This window comes from Desulfurivibrio nitratireducens (assembly GCF_044068515.1).
GTDB lineage: Bacteria > Desulfobacterota > Desulfobulbia > Desulfobulbales > Desulfurivibrionaceae > Desulfurivibrio.
Genome location: NZ_JBIPKI010000004.1, coordinates 19,402 through 36,256 on the forward strand (window position 1 = coordinate 19,402; position 16,855 = coordinate 36,256).

A 16,855-nucleotide genomic window follows, 5' to 3' on the forward strand; every position below is an offset into this window, starting at 1 on the left:
CCGGCCCACTCTCCTTAAAATCTTCGCCTGCCGCTGTGGCAGTCGATGCAAAAATTGGCGGTATGGCAGGCATTACAGGAAGCCGGGTCCGCCTGAGCCTCGATGCCGTGGAAATAACGGTAGGGCCGGGGATGAACCACCTTCAGAACCGTATCCCTGCGGGTATGGCAATCGGCGCAAAAAACCGGGTTGTTATGGCAAGCCACGCAGGTCTGGCGATCGTTACGGGCTTCCAGGCCGTGATGCCTGGTCCAGTCGTGGATATGGGTGGGAGGCCGGATGGCATCCATGTCGGTGTGGCAGGCCAGGCATTGGTAGGGGGCCTTGCGGTCCCTGGTTTCACTGTCCACGTGGCAGTAGTGGCAGATCGCCAGCTGGCCGAAGAGGGATTCCCTTGACTCGGCGAAGACTTCGGGAAATTCCCGTTCCTCCAGGGTGGTGAAATAATGGCAATCCATGCAGCCGAAGCCGTGTTCCACCAGACTGTCCACATGAACGTCATGGTCGAACAGCTGGGCCGGGGTCCGCGAAATCAGCCCGGCGCAACCGGCGATGGCCAGCAGGGAGAAAAACAGCAGGGCCAGATTTTTGGGAGAACGGTTCATGGGCCAACCTTTTGTCTGCTCGGTAAAAAGCTGCTTCCTGGCCGGTCCACCGTCGCTGAAGCTTGGTTTTCGCGGAGCATGGGAAGTCATGGTGCTTTTTACCTTGATGTCTGTTGCCGGGCCCGGCCGAAGGCAAAGCCGAAGAGGTAATCCAGTTTTATCCCGGTGCGAAAATCATTTTTGAACTCGGGATTGTCGCTGCGCTCGAGATAGCCGGCCAGCCGCCAGGTATTGCCGGGCTGATAGCCCACCTCGGCGATCACGCTGCTGGCCCGTTCCCGCTCGCGGAAGGGAGCGTCGATCTTGACCACCTCCAGGCCCAGTTGGGTAAACCAGGCTTCGGCGGGCCAGTAATTGAGGTTTAAGGCCAGGCCGGTGGCATCCGAGTTGTGGCTGTCAAAGTGATAAAGCCCTGCATCGAAGCCAACCCCCCACCTTTCCCGGTAATTGCCGCTGATCCCGCCCTTGATGATCCGGCCCTGGCGCCAGGCGCCGTCGGGCATTTCCATTTCCGTGAAGACGGTCCCCTGGTAAAGGGAGATTTCCGGCCGGAGGTCGTAGGTTATGGTGTACTGGGCCCGATCCTCGCGGCCGGTGGAAAAGAGAGAAATGATCAATTCCCGCCCGGCCGGGTAATCTTCCCGGACATCAAAACGGTCGGCCTGAACCACGACCCGCAACTTGGCCGAATAAAGCAGAAATAAACGGGCGCTCAGTTTGTCCAGGGCCGAATCGGCCGGGTTGTAATCGAGGCTGCCGTCCAGGGCCAGGACCATTTCCTCATCCGCCCGGGGAAAGAAAAAATCCTTGCCGCCGCCGATCCCGAAGAGTTCCCGATACACCGTACTCCCGTCGCCCTCCCGGGAATAGGAAGCGTTGGCCCGCAGACCCTCGATTCCCCGCAGGAAAACCTTGCCGCCGGCCAGGTAGTCTCCGGTATCACGAAATTGACGTTCGAAACGGTCGCTGTGAATTTCCATATAGCGGGGCTGACCGGCATAGAGGGAATAGCCCCAGGGCCGGTCGGGGCGCATGGTCAGATGAAGCCCGTCCAGGGTCAGGAAACGGTGGCTTTCCAGGGGAAAACGGCCGAACTGGAGGTCGCGGCGGCCTTCGAAGGTGCGATGCTGGCCGTAAAGATAATAAATGCTGGTGGCGGAATCGTTTTCCCGCCACTCGTGGGCGTATTTTCCCAGCCCATGCAGGGAAAGGTTGGCCAGCGGCAGCCGGTCGACATCAAAGGAAAGATAGTTGACCAGAACGGACTCCTTGATCCCGTCCCGGGTTTCCCGGCCCTCGAGAGCGGCGCTGTATTTGCCGGTGATTTCAGCCCCGAGGGCGGCCGGTGGGGCCAGCAAGGCCAGAACGAGGAAAAAGCCGCCAATTGTTCGGGCTGAAATGTTCATCAGAACCTCGCCAGGTCTGCCATGCTCAATTCCAGCAGGGCGGCGGCGTAGGGATAGTTATGGACCCCGAAGCTGCCGTCCCGCATGACAAAAAAGTAGTTGTAGGCTGCCCGGTTGATCGCCGTCAATTGCTCTTCGGTGAGAGATGTCACCGATCCGTAGTTGTGGGAAATCGCCGAATCCGGGGCCCGGCCGAGAATTTGATTGATTCTGAGCTGCAGGGCCTCGAGGCTGGCCAGGATTTCCGTGGTCTTGCCGTCATAATCAAAGCGGTTGCCGGTGGCGGGCAGGGCCAGGGGCCCCTGGTGGCAGTCGGCGGTGGAGCAGCCGATGATGGTGTAATCGGTCCCGGTGAAGATATCCTCTCCTGCGAAAAGACGGCGCTGATGGGTGGTCACCGGTTCGCCCTCGTGTTCGGCGATCATGTGACACCTGACGCACTTGTCCGGCACCGTCCGCAGCCCGTGGGTCAGGCCCCCAAGCTCCCGGCCGTAGGTAAATCCTCCGATGCCCTCCATCATTTCAGCCTGGTTGCCGTGGAGATCCTCCCCCACCGCCGGCAGCATAAAAAAAGCGTTATGGCAGCTGTAGCAAACGCCCGACATCCCGGCATCAAAGGTCAGGGTCTGGAAGTCTTCCGCTCCCCCGTTGGTTTTCAGGCGGACGGAAACCTCGCCGGCTACCCGCAGCTGAAATGGGTGGCCGCTTTCCCCGTGGGGATCGTGACAGACCACACAGGTAATCCCTTCCGGCTCATCGATATCGGCCGGCACCAGGTTTTTATTGTGCATCCGCCCGATAAAATACTGGCCGACATGACAGTTGTAGCAGGGGTCGGTGTCGGCAACCCGGACCCGGCCCTCGCGAACCCGGTGGGCATCGACATGAAGGTCGCCCTCCCAACCGTAAAAATAGTCGCGCCCTTCAATCTGCTGATCCGGGTCGATATTATGACAGGCCATGCAGGGCCCTTGGGCCAGGGTGGCCCGATAGTCGTGCTGGAAACCGCTGCTGGGAGGAGGAGTGCCGGCCCCCCCGGGACCGTGGCAGGATTCACAGGAAACCCCGGTGAGATGAGGGGCGGCGGCGGCCGCCGCCGCGGGCTCGTTCCAGTCAGTGATAAAATCGTCGAAGCCAAAAGCCTCTGGATAATCATCAATCACGTTGCCGGTGCGATCGGCAAAGAGAAAACCGGTGGTATGACAGTTAAGGCAAACGGTGTTGTTCCTCTCCAGCGGGGAAAGATTGGCAAAGGCCTTGGCATGGTTGGTTTGGCTCCAGGGACCGACGATGTCCCGGAGAATCGGGCGCCCGTAAATATCCAGAAGCTGATCAAAGGGCTCGATGTCGATCCCATCGTGACAGAACTGGCAGTAGTTGCGAATAGCGCCGCTTTGCTCGGCATAACTGTAACTGCCGGCCGTAACGGTGATCGCCGCCGTCTCGCTGACAAAAGCGTTGCTGGCGGTCAGGGTAATTTCATACCGGCCCACCTGTTGGGGAATCAGTTCAACCCGGGAACCCGAGCCGCTCAGCAGGGAACTGTCCCCCGCCGGCCGGGCCGTGATCTGCCAATCAAAGGTCGTGTAGTCGTGGCCGCTGATATCCTGGCGGCGGGCTTGCAGCATCACCCGCTCACCCACTTGGACAATATTGATCCCCCGGGCCGAATCGGCTATCGGGTTGCCGGTCGGATCCATGATTTTCGGGGCATCGACGTAACCATCCCAGGCCGGTTCAATCAAGGGCAGGGGGTGGGGCAAAGCGGTGGGGGGGATCAGCTCGAAGACCACGATAAAGGAAGAAAAACCGGCAAAGGCGGCGGTCAGCACAGCCCGGTCTTCCGACACGGTGGCACTCAAAATCTCGCCGTTGCGCAGCAACCGCAGATCGGCGGGTTCTATGCCCGCCTGGGCAACCACCTTGTTGCGGTAGGGAAAACAGGCAGAGACCAGGCCGGCGCCGTTATTGACGACCTGGCCGTTGCGGTCAAGAAGGGTAAGCGTAAAAAGGTTGCCGGCGGGAAAAAGATTTCCCTGGAAAGGGTCGGGAGGATTGGGATCCAGAACAATCCGCAGCCGGCCGCCGGCCGCCTCGTTCATGCCTTCCGCCTTGATAACCAAACCGCTGAAATCGCCGCTGCCGACAAAATCAACTACGCCGGCGGCGCTGACCGGGGCAGTGGCTTCCTGTATCTGGGTAGGACTGGTGCTGCCGGGCGGAACAACAATCCCCGGACCGTCGCTTTCGCCCCCGCAGGAAACCAGCAGGGCCGCGAAAAAAACGGTCATCATTGAAAAAAACAAATAAGGGAAGGAACGAGGGGAGAATACTGCTTGAGGGGTAGGGGTAACGGACTTTGAAGGGAAGTAAGGGGGCGAACCGGTCTCTGACCGGAAACGCCCGCGGCGTTTCCAGAGTATAAATATCATTAATCAACCCCTCCTCAAAAACATTGGCGTGCCAACTGCCGACGCCCTGGCCAAAACATAACCCGGCTGATAATCAGCCTTGAAGAATAGCTATAGGGAAAAGGTAAAGTTGTTGTCAACATTAAAAAAATTCTCATAAACAGAGAAAAATGGTTCTTACACTCCCCATGTCTTTAAAAAAAAAACCGGGTGACAGGAAGTTAGTTGACCATACTCTTTGTAAAAAAAATTTACATTTTTCTGCTTCGTATTAAAAAACCGCAAAAAAATGGTTATTCTTACTGTGATTCGCGAGCCGTCTCCAGCTCACCGATTACCGTGTCGTGGAATAACGGGCGAAATTTTTTTATTTTTTGATTGCTGCGGCAGGGGTGCACCCGGTTGCTCAACAGCACCATTACCAACTCCCGGCGGGGATCAATCCAGAAGGAGGTGCCGGTGAAGCCCAGGTGCCCGATGCTCCGGGGGGAAAGATAGCGACCGGCGGATGAGTGCCGGGATGAAGGGGTATCCACTCCCAAGGCCCAGGTATCCTGATTCTGCTGGTTTTGCCGCTCAAAGCAGGATAGCAGAACATCCCGGGCCAGGCGCGGTTTCTTCCCTCCTTTTATTTCTTGGCCCAACCAATTATCGAGCAAAAAACAAACCAGAGCCGAGACCGCCCCGATATCACCAAACAGACCGGCATGACCGGCCACTCCACCCAGCAGGGCGCAGTTTTCATCGCTCACCTCTCCATCGAGCAACCGCTGGCGCCAGAGACAGTATTCACCACGAGCGTACACGCCGGCCCGGATGTTGCCCCGGGGGTTGAAAAAAAGTCTATCCCCCAAGCCCAGTGGTTCATAAATTGCTGCCCGGAGATACTCGGCCAGGTTTTGCCCGCTTTGCTTTTCGACAATAAAACCGGCCAGGATATAGCCAAGATCGCTGTAAAGCGATTGCCGGCCCGGAGGATGAACCAGGGGATGGTCAAGAATTATCCGCAATACCTCCCTTTTGACCTGATCCGGATCCTTTTGGTCAACCAGGGAAAAGAGGGGGAGATAAGACGCCAGACCGGCCCTGTGACCCATCAGATCCCGCAAGCTTATCTCTCTTTTGTCGCCGGGAACCTTGGTTTGCAGCAAGTCTTCCATTTTTTGGCTAAAATTTATTCTGGCCTCCCCCATTAAGGAGACCAGGGCCGGCAAGGTAGCCAGGGGTTTGGTCAGCGAGGCCAGATCATAAATAGTGGCGGGATCCACCAATTTCCCCGCTTCATAAGAAGTGCTGCCATAACAGGATATCATCCCTTGTCGGGAGCTTCCCAGGCCCTGAAAAACCGAGCTGGCAGCTCCCGGAAAAATCCCTTGGCTGATCGCGTTGCGGAAAATTTTTTCTAACATTTTGTTTTGCTGTGAAAAAAAATTGCTCACCGCTTTTATTTACCTATTTTTATTTGTTTTTTTCCGTTTTTCCGGTACAATTGTGCGATTCTTTCCCTTAATTTTTACCGATTCGAAAAGCAAGGGAAAAAGGGGGTATGGCTTCTTGCCAACAGGTAACCAACAAAACCTCTACCATCCGATGTTGACAGGCTGTTGAAAAGTTGTTCATAGCTGGAAAAGCCGTTTGTCCCTTTTTTTTCCAAACCGCCTTTATTGAAAAATAAATTAAGGGATTTATCGGTTTAGCTCACAAATCAACAATCCAACACCTTTAATAATCATAATATCTTTTTATCTCTTTATTCTTATTTTTTAGCAAAAGGACGCTGCCATGACACTAGCCCTCAATGTTCCCCGTCCCGAATTTCTGGCCGGCCTGGCCGCCTTGCAGAATATAACCGGTAAAAAAGGAACTCTGGCAGTTCTGGCCAACATTTTGCTGGAAGCGGACCAGGAAGGGCTATTAATGACGGCTACCGATCTGGAAGTAGGGATTCGCTGCCAGGTCCCGGCGGAAATTATTTCCCCCGGCAGGATAACTCTGCCGGCCAGAAAGCTTTTTGAGCTGGTACGCGAATCGGAAGAAAGTCATATTCACTTGGAAGAACAGGAAAACTTCTGGGTCAGAATAAGTGCCCAGGCCAGTGATTGCCGCTTGGCCGGGATTGGAGCCGACGAATTTCCCACCTTTCCCCCTTACCGGGAAGACAACATGGTTACCGTTTCTTCCCGTTTGATGAACAACCTGATCGACAAAACCATCTATTCCGTTGCCCAGGAGGGAGAGAACAATTTCAATCTGGCCGGTCTTCTCCTGGAAAGAGAGAGTATTGAAGAAGATCATTTTCTGCGGATGGTATCCTCGGATGGTCACCGCCTCTCAATGATGGAGGGCAAGGTCGAAGGGGATTTGAGTCCCATTCCCCAGGACCGGGTTATTCTGATTCCCCGCAAAGGGGCCCAGGAAATAAGAAAATTATGCGAAGAAGCGGACAGCCTTTTCCTGGGGGTCGAAGAAAAACAGGTGGTGGTTAAAGCCGGAGTTTTTATTCTGGTTATTCGTTTGATGAGTGGTGATTTTCCCGATTACAAGGGTATTGTTAAAGCTATCAACAAAGCTAAATATATAACCGTGAACAGAAAAATCATGATGCATTCTCTGAAAAGAGTAAACATCTTTACCGAAGATCGTTTTAATGCGGTCAGCTTTGTCATTGAAAACAACAAAATAACTCTTTCATCACAAAATATGGATTACGGCAGCGCCAAAGAGGATATCACCGTAGAATATGAAGGAGACACCATGCAACTGGGTTTTAATGGCAAGTATTTTTATGAATCATTACAGGTAATGGAAAGTGAAAATATAAAAGCATATATAAACTCGGAAGAAAGCCCCTGTCTTATTCAGGGAGATAAAGATCCCGGATATCTCAGTATTATAATGCCAATGAAACTCTGAGCTAAGTGATGCTTTAAGTAAATAAGACAATTATTGTTCCAGTTGTAAAAAAATAAAAACCAATGGATTAAAGACTTTGAGCGAGATGGATTCAGTCAACAACGGTTATGGTGCCGAGCAGATAAAGGTTTTATCCGGTCTTGAAGGGGTAAGAAAAAGACCGGCGATGTATATCGGCAATACGGCCGAAGAAGGTTTGCACCACCTGGTTTACGAAGTGGTCGACAACAGCATTGATGAGGCCCTGGCAGGATATTGCAGCCATATCAAGGTCGTATTCCATAAGGACGGCAGCGTCAGTGTTGAAGATGACGGCCGGGGAATTCCGGTGGGGATGCATCCCACTGAAGGGGTTTCCGCCCTGGAACTGGTCATGTGTACCTTGCACGCCGGGGGCAAGTTTGATCATTCCACCTACAAGGTATCCGGCGGTCTGCATGGAGTCGGGGTTTCAGTGGTCAACGCCCTGAGCCTGCGCACCGTGGCCGAGGTCAAAAGGGACGGTAAAATTCACCGGCAAACATATCGTTACGGGATCAAGGAAAGCGAAGTGGAGGTCATCGGTACCACCGAAAAGAGCGGAACCAGGATAACCTTTCTCCCCGATCCGAATATTTTCACCGAGACCACCGAATTCAAGTATGAGATAATCCAGACCCGCCTGCGGGAGCTGGCTTTTCTGAACAAAGAAGTAAAAATCCTGCTCCATGACGAGCGCACCGGGGCGAGCGATGAATTTCATTTTAAGGGCGGCATCAAGTCCTTTGTCGAATATCTCAACCGCAACCGGACCCCGGTCCACAATGAGCCGGTCATGGTTCAGGGTGAGCGGGATGATGTCCAGGTAGAGGTGGCCTTTCAGTATTTCGAAGGCTACAACGAACGGCTGTTTCCCTATGTCAACAACATCTACACCAAGGAAGGCGGCAGCCATGTCGTCGGTTTCCGGGCCGCGTTGACCAAGTGCATCAACCGCTACGCCAGCGATGATATCGTGCCCAAGAACCTGCGGGAAAAACTGAGCGGCGATGATGTCCGGGAGGGGATAACCTGCGTTATTTCCATCCGGGTACCCAACCCCCAGTTTGAAGGCCAGACCAAGACCAAGCTGGGCAACAGTGAAGTAAAATCCATCGTCGAAATCATCTGCCACGAAAAAATAGCCCAGTATCTCGAGGAAAACCCCCAGGAAGCCCGCAAGATCCTGGGCAAGGCGGTGGATGCCGCCCGGGCTCGGGAGGCGGCCCGCCGGGCCAAGGAGCTTTCCCGCAAGAAGGGGGGCGGGATGGATCTGATGATGGCCGCCAAGCTGGCCGAATGCCAGACCAAGGATCCGAAAAAAAGGGAGATTTTTCTGGTGGAGGGCGACTCCGCCGGCGGCAGCGCCAAGCAGGGCCGGGACCGTTATTTTCAGGCTATCCTGCCCTTGCGGGGCAAGATCATGAATGTGGAAAAAGCCCGTTTTGATAAGATCTTAAGCAGCGAGGAGATCAAGCAGATCATAGCCGCCCTGGGCACGGGGATCGGCAAGGAGGAGTTTGATCCGGAAAAACTGCGCTATCACAAGATCATCATCATGACCGACGCCGATGTCGACGGCGCCCATATCCGCACCCTGCTGCTGACTTTCTTCTACCGCCAGATGCTGCCCCTGGTGGAAAGCGGCAATGTCTATATCGGCCAGCCGCCGCTGTATCGGATCAGCCGGGGCAAAAAAGAACAGTTTTTTCTCGATGACAACGCCCTGAACAACTTTCTCTTTCAGCAGGCCAGCACCCTCTGTGCCATCCGCACCGGCAGCGGCCGGGTCATCGAAGGCGAGGAACTGGTGGGGCTGCTGCGGGAACTTTCCCATTATCAGCGCCTGATCGACTACCTGGAGCGGATCAACCTGTGGGAAGAAATGCTCCGCTTCCTGGTGGAAGAGGATATCCATTCCGCCGACCAGTTTGAAAACGAGGAAATGCTGGGGCAGTTGCGCCAGCGCCTGAGCGGCGGCCGTTTTATCCTGGGCAACGTCCGGCCCTGCCGCTGGCGGCCGAGCTGTTACGAGTTTGACGCGGCGGTAAAGGACAAGGCCCACCTGCTGATCACCGTCGGCCCCCAGATTCCCCTGCTGCCGGAATACCGCCAGGTCCTGGGCCAGTATCCGCGCATCCGCGATTATCTCGAAGAAAAATTCACCGTGACGGTGAAAGGCCAGGAAACCGAGATCTCTTCCTGGCGCGAAATGCTGACCTTCATCCGCAGCGAATCCTTCAAGGGCAGCTCGCTGCAGCGCTACAAGGGTCTGGGTGAAATGAACCCGGAACAACTCTGGGAAACCACCATGAACCCGGAAAACCGGATCCTGCTCCAGGTCAGCATCGATGATGCCGAAAAGGCCGATGAAATGTTCACCACCCTGATGGGCGACAAGGTTGAGCCCCGCCGCGAATTCATCCAGAACAACGCCCTGGAGGTTTCCTCCCTCGATATTTAAAGGTCGGTTCAAGGTTCCAGGTTCAAGCGGCAGCGGTTGAAAGGCACCTTCTTGCCTCTTGGGCTTTGGGTCCTGACCCGCTTAATTTAACGGAAAGGTTTTGAATCCCATGGTTGAAGCAACAGAAAACCCCGCCCCTTTTCCCACCATTTCCATCGAAAAGGAGTTGCGCAAGTCCTATCTTGATTACGCCATGAGCGTGATCATCGGCCGGGCCCTGCCCGATGTTCGTGACGGCCTCAAGCCCGTTCATCGGCGGGTTCTTTTCGCCATGCGGGAGTTGAACAACTATTACAACCGGCCCTTTCTCAAGTCCGCCCGCATCGTCGGCGACGTTATCGGTAAGTATCATCCCCATGGAGACAGCGCGGTTTACGACACCCTGGTCCGAATGGCCCAGAATTTTTCCATGCGCTATCCCCTGGTCAACGGCCAGGGCAACTTCGGCTCGGTGGACGGCGATCCGCCGGCGGCCATGCGTTACACCGAAGCCCGGATGACCCGGATCGACCAGGAGCTGATCAGCGATCTCGACAAGGAAACGGTCGATTTCATCGCCAACTACGACAACTCACTCAGCGAACCCCTGGTTTTTCCGGCCCGGATTCCCAACCTGCTGATCAACGGCGCGGCGGGAATAGCGGTGGGGATGGCCACCAATATCCCCCCCCACAACCTGCGCGAGGTCATCGACGGCCTGATCGCGATGATCGAAGATCCCAATATCACGGTCAGCGGCCTGATGGAAGTCATCACCGGCCCGGATTTTCCCACCGGGGCCTTTATCTGCGGCCGGGCGGGGATCCGCGAGGCTTACGAAACCGGGCGCGGCTCCCTGTTGCTGCGCTCCAAGTCCCACGTCGAAAAACAGAAAAACGGCCGCGAGTCGATCATCATCGATGAAATTCCCTACCAGCAGAACAAAGCTACCCTGATCGAACGGATCGCCATGCTGGTCAAGGAGAAGAAGATCGACTCCATTTCCGAGGTCCGCGATGAATCGGACCGCCAGGGCATGCGGATCGTGCTGGAACTGAAAAAGGATGAAAACGCCGAGGTGGTCCTCAACCAGCTTTACAAGATGACGCCGCTCCAGCGCAGTTACGGGATCATCCTGCTGTCCATCGTCAACAACCGGCCGGAAATTCTCAATCTGCGCCAGATCCTGGAGCATTTCATCCTCCACCGCAAGACCGTGGTGTACCGGCGCACCGCCTACGATCTGCGCAAGGCCGAGGAAAAGGCCCATATTCTCGAAGGTTTGAAAATCGCCATCACCAACCTGGACGAGGTGGTGGAACTGATCAAGGCCTCGGCCAATCCCCAGGAGGCCCGGGATGGCCTGATGGCCCGGTTCGGGCTCAGCGCCCTCCAGGCCCAGGCCATTCTCGAAATGCGCCTCCATCGCCTGACCGGCCTGGAACGGGAAAAGATCATCGAGGAATATGACGCCCTGATCAAGGAAATTTCCTGGCTGCGGTCGGTTCTGGCCGATGAAACCCTGGTGCTTAAGATCATCCGCGAGGAGTTTGAGGCCATCCGCGAGCAGTACGGCGATGATCGCCGCACCGAGATCATCGAGACCCCCGATGAGATTCTGCCGGAAGATATGATCGCCCGCGAGGAGATGGTGGTCACCGTCACCCACGCCGGCTACATCAAGCGCAACCCCGTCGATCTTTACCGGGCCCAGCGCCGCGGCGGCAAGGGCATCCGGGGAGCCGGCACCACCGCCGAGGACTTCGTCAGCTGGATGCACGTGGCTTCCACCCACGACACCCTGCTCTTCTTCACCAACAAGGGCCGGGTCTTCTGGCGCAAGGTTTACGAGCTGCCCCAGGCCGGCCGCCTGGCCCGGGGCAAGGCGGTGGTCAACCTGCTTGATCTCGGCCCCGAGGAAAAACTGGCGGCCATTCTGCCGGTGCAGTCCTTCGAGGTGCCGGAGGGCAGCGAATGCTATGTCCTGATGGTCACCAAGAAAGGGGTGGTCAAGAAGACGGTGCTCAGCGAGTTCAGCCGGCCCATCCGCCGGGGCAAGATCGCCCTGACCATCCGGGAGGACGATGAAATCCTGGCCGCCGCGCTGACTTACGGCAACAACGAGATTCTGCTCCTTTCCCGCGAGGGGATGGCGGTGCGTTTCCATGAAAGCGATATCCGGCCCATGGGCCGCAGCGCCAGCGGGGTTCGCGGCATTAACCTGCCCGGGGCCGACGCCTCCGCCGATTTCGCCGCTGAACCCGAGGAAGCCCCGCCGGTAACGGTCAACGAGGTGGTGGGGGTCACGGTTCTTTCCGGTGATCCGCAAAGCTCGATCCTGGTGGTCACCGAAAACGGCTTCGGCAAACGGACCATGGTCGACGCATACCGCCTGATCCGCCGCGGCGGCAAGGGGGTGATCGCGATCAAGGCCAGTGCGCGCAACGGCGCGGTGGTGGGGATGCTGCAGGTGGTTGATGATGACCAGGTGATGATGATCACCAACCGCGGCAAGATCATTCGCACCCCGATGTGCGATCTGCGGGTCATCGGCCGCTCCACCCAGGGGGTCCGGCTCTTCAAGCTGGAAGAGAATGAACAGGTGGTGGCCCTGGATCGCCTGGCCGAAGCGGTCAACGGAGAGGACGAGGATGAAGCCGACTGCGAGGACCCAACGGTGGTTAACCGGGAAGCGGCTCCCGGGGCGAAAGATGATGACCAGGGCGAAGCGCCAGGCGAGGGTTAATGAGCAAGCCTGGGGAAAGAAATAATCACCGGGTAGCGGTGATGGGAGCCGGCAGTTGGGGGACCGCCCTGGCCCTGGTGCTGGCCCGCAAGGATTACCAGGTCAGTCTCTGGAGCCATACCCCGGAGCGGGTGGCGGAAATTGAGCGGGAGCGGGAAAACCGCCATTATCTGCCGGGGTTTCCCTTGCCGGGTAATATCCAGCCCGGCTCCGATCCGGCCCTGGTTGCAGGCTGTGCCGCCGTGGTGATGGCGGTGCCGTCCCATGGCTTTCGCTCGGTTTTCCGCCGGATTATCCCCCACCTGTCCCCCGCCGCGGCGATTATTTCCGCCGCCAAGGGCATTGAAAATGAAACCCTGCTCACCATGACCCAGGTTATGGCCGAGGAGCTGGCGCTGGCCGGCGGAGAGCCGCTGCCGGGCCCCGCGGCCCAAGGATCGTTGTCCGCACCGGCTTTTCGCCTGGGGGTGCTGGCCGGTCCCAGTTTCGCCCGCGAGGTGGCCGAGGGCTTGCCCACCGCCGTCACCGTGGCCGCCGCCCGGGCGGAGGACGCCCATTTTTTCCAGGATCTTTTTTTTACCGAGCGTTTCCGGGTTTATGCCGGCACCGACCTGATCGGCCAGGAACTGGGCGGGGCTCTGAAAAACATCATCGCCATCGCCGCCGGGATCAGCGACGGCCTGGGCTACGGCACCAATTCCCGCGCCGCCCTGATTACCCGGGGCTTGGCGGAAATCACCCGCCTGGGAGTTAAAATGGGGGCCCAGCCCCTGACTTTTGCCGGCCTGGCCGGCCTCGGCGACCTGGTGCTGACCTGTACCGGTGATTTGAGCCGCAACCGGGGGGTGGGCCTCAAGCTGGGACAGGGGCAGCAACTGGCCGGGATCCTGGCGGAAATGCGGATGGTGGCCGAAGGGGTCAAAACCACCGCTTCGGCTTGGGCCCTGGCCCGGCGCGAGCAGGTGGAAATGCCGATCCTGGAACAGGTCTACCAGGTTCTTTACCAGGACAAACCGTGCCGGGAGGCGGTCCGGGATCTGCTGGCTCGGGAAGGCCGGGAGGAGCTGGAGTATCGGCCGGAGCAGGGCCGGTGAGCGGCACCCCCCCCGCCCCAAGGAGCTGTTTTTTGCTGTTGCCCTCGATTCACTTTGTCCTCAAGGCGGAACAGTTTTTTCGCCGCCGGGGACTGGATCATGACCTGGTGCCGGTGCCGCGCAAAATTTCCACCGCTTGCGGGATGGCCCTGGCCTTTCACTGTTCCGATCTCGCGGTGGTAAAGCAGGTTTTAGCGGAAGCCGGGCTGCCCATGCCCCGCCTCTTCCGCCTGGATGAGCACGGGGATTTCCACCCCCTTGCCTGAAGAGTTTTTACTGGCTCCGCCAAGTCCCGGGGAGCCCAACCAGAACAGCAAACCCGCTGATCGCCGGATAAGGGAAAGATGAAGGAAAAACTGACCAGCACCGTTAAAGCCGCCGGTTGAGCGGCCAAGCTGGGTCCGGGGGACCTGGACCGGGTATTGGCCGACCTGGGCGTGCCGGGGGATCCCCGCCTGCTGGCCGGGATCGGCGGCGGCGAGGATGCCGGGGTTTATCGCCTCAACGATGACACCGCCCTGATTCAAACGGTGGATTTTTTTACCCCCATTGTCGATGATCCCTATCTCTTCGGCCGGATCGCCGCGGCCAACGCCCTCAGCGACGTTTACGCCATGGGGGGCCAGCCCTTGCTGGCCATGAACCTGGTGGCCTTTCCGATCAAGAAGATGGACTGCGCCGTGCTGCGGGCGATCTTAAAAGGGGGGCTCGATACTCTCACCGAGGCCGGGGCCCTGCTGGTCGGCGGCCATTCCATCGAGGACGATGAGATTAAATACGGCTTGTCGCTTACCGGGACCGTTCATCCCGACCGGGTGCTCCTCAACTCCGGGGCCCAGCCGGGGGACCAGTTGCTGCTGACCAAGCCCATCGGCACCGGAATCATCGCCACCGCCCTCAAGGGGGGCCTGGCCGGAACGGCCAGCGAGGCCATGATCGGCCGGGTCATGGCCTTCCTCAATCAGCAAGCGGCCCGGGTGATGATCACCGTTGGCGGGGCCCATGGCTGCACCGACATCACCGGCTTCGGCCTGATCGGCCATCTCCAGGAAATGGCCGCCGCCTCCCAAGTGGCGATCCGCCTCAAGGCGACGGCGGTGCCCCTGCTGCCGGAAACCCTTAACTTTGCCGGCATGGGGATCATCCCCGCCGGCGCCCATAGCAATCGCAGCCACTACCGCCAGTTTGTCCAGTCCGCCCTGGACCAGGCCGACCCCTTGGAGATGGTACTCTACGATCCCCAGACCTCCGGTGGCCTGCTGATCGCCGCCCCACCCGAGGCCATCGCCGCCATGGCGACCGAGCTCGCTCAGCTTGACTACCCCCTGGACTACGGGGTCATCGGCGAGGTCGTCGCCGGCCCCCCCGGTCGAATCTTTATCTACTGATTCCCGCCTCGCCCTGCAAGCCCGCCCAAAAACCAAACCAGCAAAGCATGCTTTACTGTTACATGGTGCTATCTCTGCGGCGACCAGCCAACACGTTTTTTTTATGTTGACATATCTATATATATAGAAGTATCAAGCGTTGCTGGGAGAAGTTATGTTTCCGGTCAAGGTGGCGGCCTTGAGTCAAGCTCGTCACTAATATAAACACCATAAGTGGAGGAGAGCGAGATGCGTAAAAAAATCGGTATTTTGGCCCTGATGGGGGCGCTGGTCATGCCGGTGGCAGGCCAGGCCGGGCAGCATGAGGGGGATCTGGCGACCCAGATTGAAGCCTTGAGCCGCCAGTTGGAGGAACTCAAGGCGCAGGTGGCCCGAGTTGACCAGGAACAGCAGGAACAGCAGGAGCAGATCAGCGCCATTGACAACACCGTCTGGCACGATATGAGCACCCGTTTCCACTGGTCCGGCGATTTCCGCACCCGTTATGACTATTACAGCCGCGATCGCTATGATGTCGCCAATCCCAACACCACCATCAACGAAAAGAACAAGAGCCTGGTCAGCAACCGCCTGCGTTTGAACATGTATGCCCAGGTCCAGGAAAACGTCGAGTTCGTCGGCCGCCTGGCCATGCACAAGGCTTGGGGGCTGCAGAACGCGCCCGAAGACCAGGGTGGTTTCTTTGGCGGTTTTCCGGCCATCGACGGCAACTCGGGCCGGCGCCTGGACGACGACAAGCTCCTGGTGGATCGGGCCATTGTCAACTGGAACAATATCGGCGGCAGCAATTTCTGGTTTTCCGTCGGCCGGCGCCCCACCACCGATGGCATGCCCAACCAGTTAAGGCAGAACGAAGAGCGCCGGATGGCCACCCCGGTTTCCTACATGGACTGGCCCTTTGACGGCCTGACCATCGGCTACGCCTACGACCAGCTGTTCAACGCCATCGCCCTGCCCGGCCGGATCCGCTTCTGCTACGGCCGGGGCTTTGAGGCCGGGCTGGGGGCGGATACCATCAAAGACACCGACTTCATGGGGATCAGCTGGGATATTTACAACCAGGGCGACCGCTTCGTTTATTTTCAGTCCTATATCGCCATGGATGTTTTCAACTATCCCGACTTTGCCGACCCCCTGTTTAACGCTTTTGCCCCGGATATGATGGGACCGCGCCAGAATATCGGCGATATCTACCATACCTCCGCCCTTTACCTGGACAAGTGGCAGAACCTGAACTACTTTGTCGCCGGGGCCTGGAGCCGAACCGATCCCAACCAGCACGGGATGTTCAATGATCCGATTGCCATGATGATGGGAGCCGGGCCCAACACCAGTTCGGAAAACGGTTACTCGGTCTATGTCGGGGTTCGCTATGACCTGCCCCAGCAGCCCTTCAAGGTCGGTTTGGAGTTCAACTACGGCAGCGAGTACTGGATCGGGATGAGCCCGGGCCACGATGATATCTACGCCTCCAAGCTGGCCACCCGCGGCCAGGTTTACGAGGTTTACGGGATTTACGAGATTCCCGGCCGGGCCGTTTCCCGCCTGGGCCGGGCCTTTATCCGGGCGGGCTACCAGCATTACCGCTACGACTACACCGGCTCGTTGGACTGGAACTTGCGGCCCTACGATGTCGGCAGTGCGGCGGATCGCCAAACCGTTGCCGCCCTGGCCGAAGCCTTGGGGCCTATGACCCCGGCCATGGTGGACAAGGCCGATCAGGTCTATGTCACCTTTGAAGCCAAGTTTTAACTAAGGCCTAAAAAAAAGGTCCCATCCCGGGTGGCAGTCATAACCCCGGGATGGGACCTTTTTTTTTGCTCCATTTACG

Annotated in this window: 11 protein-coding genes; 7 read left to right on the plus strand and 4 right to left on the minus strand. The window is 57.6% G+C overall.

Annotated elements, in window-relative coordinates:
- Window positions 1-14: 14 nt before the first annotated feature.
- The 4 genes from ACHHTY_RS02715 to ACHHTY_RS02730 form a co-directional block, all read right to left on the minus strand.
- Window positions 15-605, minus strand: a complete 591-nt coding sequence (locus ACHHTY_RS02715; protein ID WP_395492522.1) for a cytochrome c3 family protein — start codon at window positions 603-605, stop codon at window positions 15-17.
- Between the two features lie 98 nt (window positions 606-703).
- The gene (locus ACHHTY_RS02720) at window positions 704-2,011 is read right to left on the minus strand and encodes a hypothetical protein (protein WP_395492523.1); all 1,308 of its coding nucleotides are present in this window, start codon (window positions 2,009-2,011) and stop codon (window positions 704-706) included.
- Entirely contained in the window at window positions 2,011-4,305 is a 2,295-nt protein-coding gene (locus ACHHTY_RS02725; protein WP_395492524.1) for a multiheme c-type cytochrome, read from the minus strand. The genes ACHHTY_RS02720 and ACHHTY_RS02725 overlap by 1 nt, the downstream gene beginning before the upstream one ends.
- 416 nt (window positions 4,306-4,721) lie before the next feature.
- Window positions 4,722-5,831 (minus strand): serine hydrolase domain-containing protein, encoded by a 1,110-nt coding sequence (locus ACHHTY_RS02730; RefSeq protein ID WP_395492525.1) that lies wholly within the window; start codon window positions 5,829-5,831, stop codon window positions 4,722-4,724.
- A gap of 373 nt (window positions 5,832-6,204) precedes the next feature.
- Here ACHHTY_RS02730 and dnaN point away from each other — a divergent pair, with 373 nt between their 5' ends.
- The 7 genes from dnaN to ACHHTY_RS02765 all read left to right on the plus strand — a co-directional run bounded on the left by dnaN (window position 6,205) and on the right by ACHHTY_RS02765 (window position 16,776).
- On the plus strand, window positions 6,205-7,335 hold the full coding sequence (dnaN, locus tag ACHHTY_RS02735) for a DNA polymerase III subunit beta (protein WP_395492526.1): 1,131 nt from the start codon (window positions 6,205-6,207) through the stop codon (window positions 7,333-7,335).
- Window positions 7,336-7,420: 85 nt separating this feature from the next.
- A complete protein-coding gene (gyrB, locus tag ACHHTY_RS02740; protein WP_395492527.1) occupies window positions 7,421-9,817 on the plus strand; it encodes a DNA topoisomerase (ATP-hydrolyzing) subunit B in 2,397 nt (798 codons plus the stop codon).
- A 109-nt stretch (window positions 9,818-9,926) separates the two neighbouring features.
- Window positions 9,927-12,542: a DNA gyrase subunit A gene (gyrA, locus tag ACHHTY_RS02745; protein WP_395492528.1), complete on the plus strand. Its 2,616-nt coding sequence runs from the start codon at window positions 9,927-9,929 to the stop codon at window positions 12,540-12,542.
- Entirely contained in the window at window positions 12,542-13,636 is a 1,095-nt protein-coding gene (locus ACHHTY_RS02750; RefSeq protein ID WP_395492529.1) for an NAD(P)H-dependent glycerol-3-phosphate dehydrogenase, read from the plus strand. Before gyrA ends, ACHHTY_RS02750 begins: the two co-directional genes overlap by 1 nt.
- A 32-nt stretch (window positions 13,637-13,668) precedes the next feature.
- Window positions 13,669-13,902 (plus strand): DUF3343 domain-containing protein, encoded by a 234-nt coding sequence (locus tag ACHHTY_RS02755; RefSeq protein ID WP_395492530.1) that lies wholly within the window; start codon window positions 13,669-13,671, stop codon window positions 13,900-13,902.
- A gap of 78 nt (window positions 13,903-13,980) precedes the next feature.
- Window positions 13,981-15,024 carry a selenide, water dikinase SelD gene (selD, locus tag ACHHTY_RS02760; RefSeq protein ID WP_395492531.1) on the plus strand — a complete coding sequence of 348 codons (1,044 nt, stop codon included), beginning with the start codon at window positions 13,981-13,983 and terminating at the stop codon, window positions 15,022-15,024.
- 228 nt (window positions 15,025-15,252) lie between these two features.
- Window positions 15,253-16,776, plus strand: a complete 1,524-nt coding sequence (locus ACHHTY_RS02765) for a DUF3373 family protein (protein ID WP_395492532.1) — start codon at window positions 15,253-15,255, stop codon at window positions 16,774-16,776.
- Window positions 16,777-16,855: the final 79 nt, after the last annotated feature.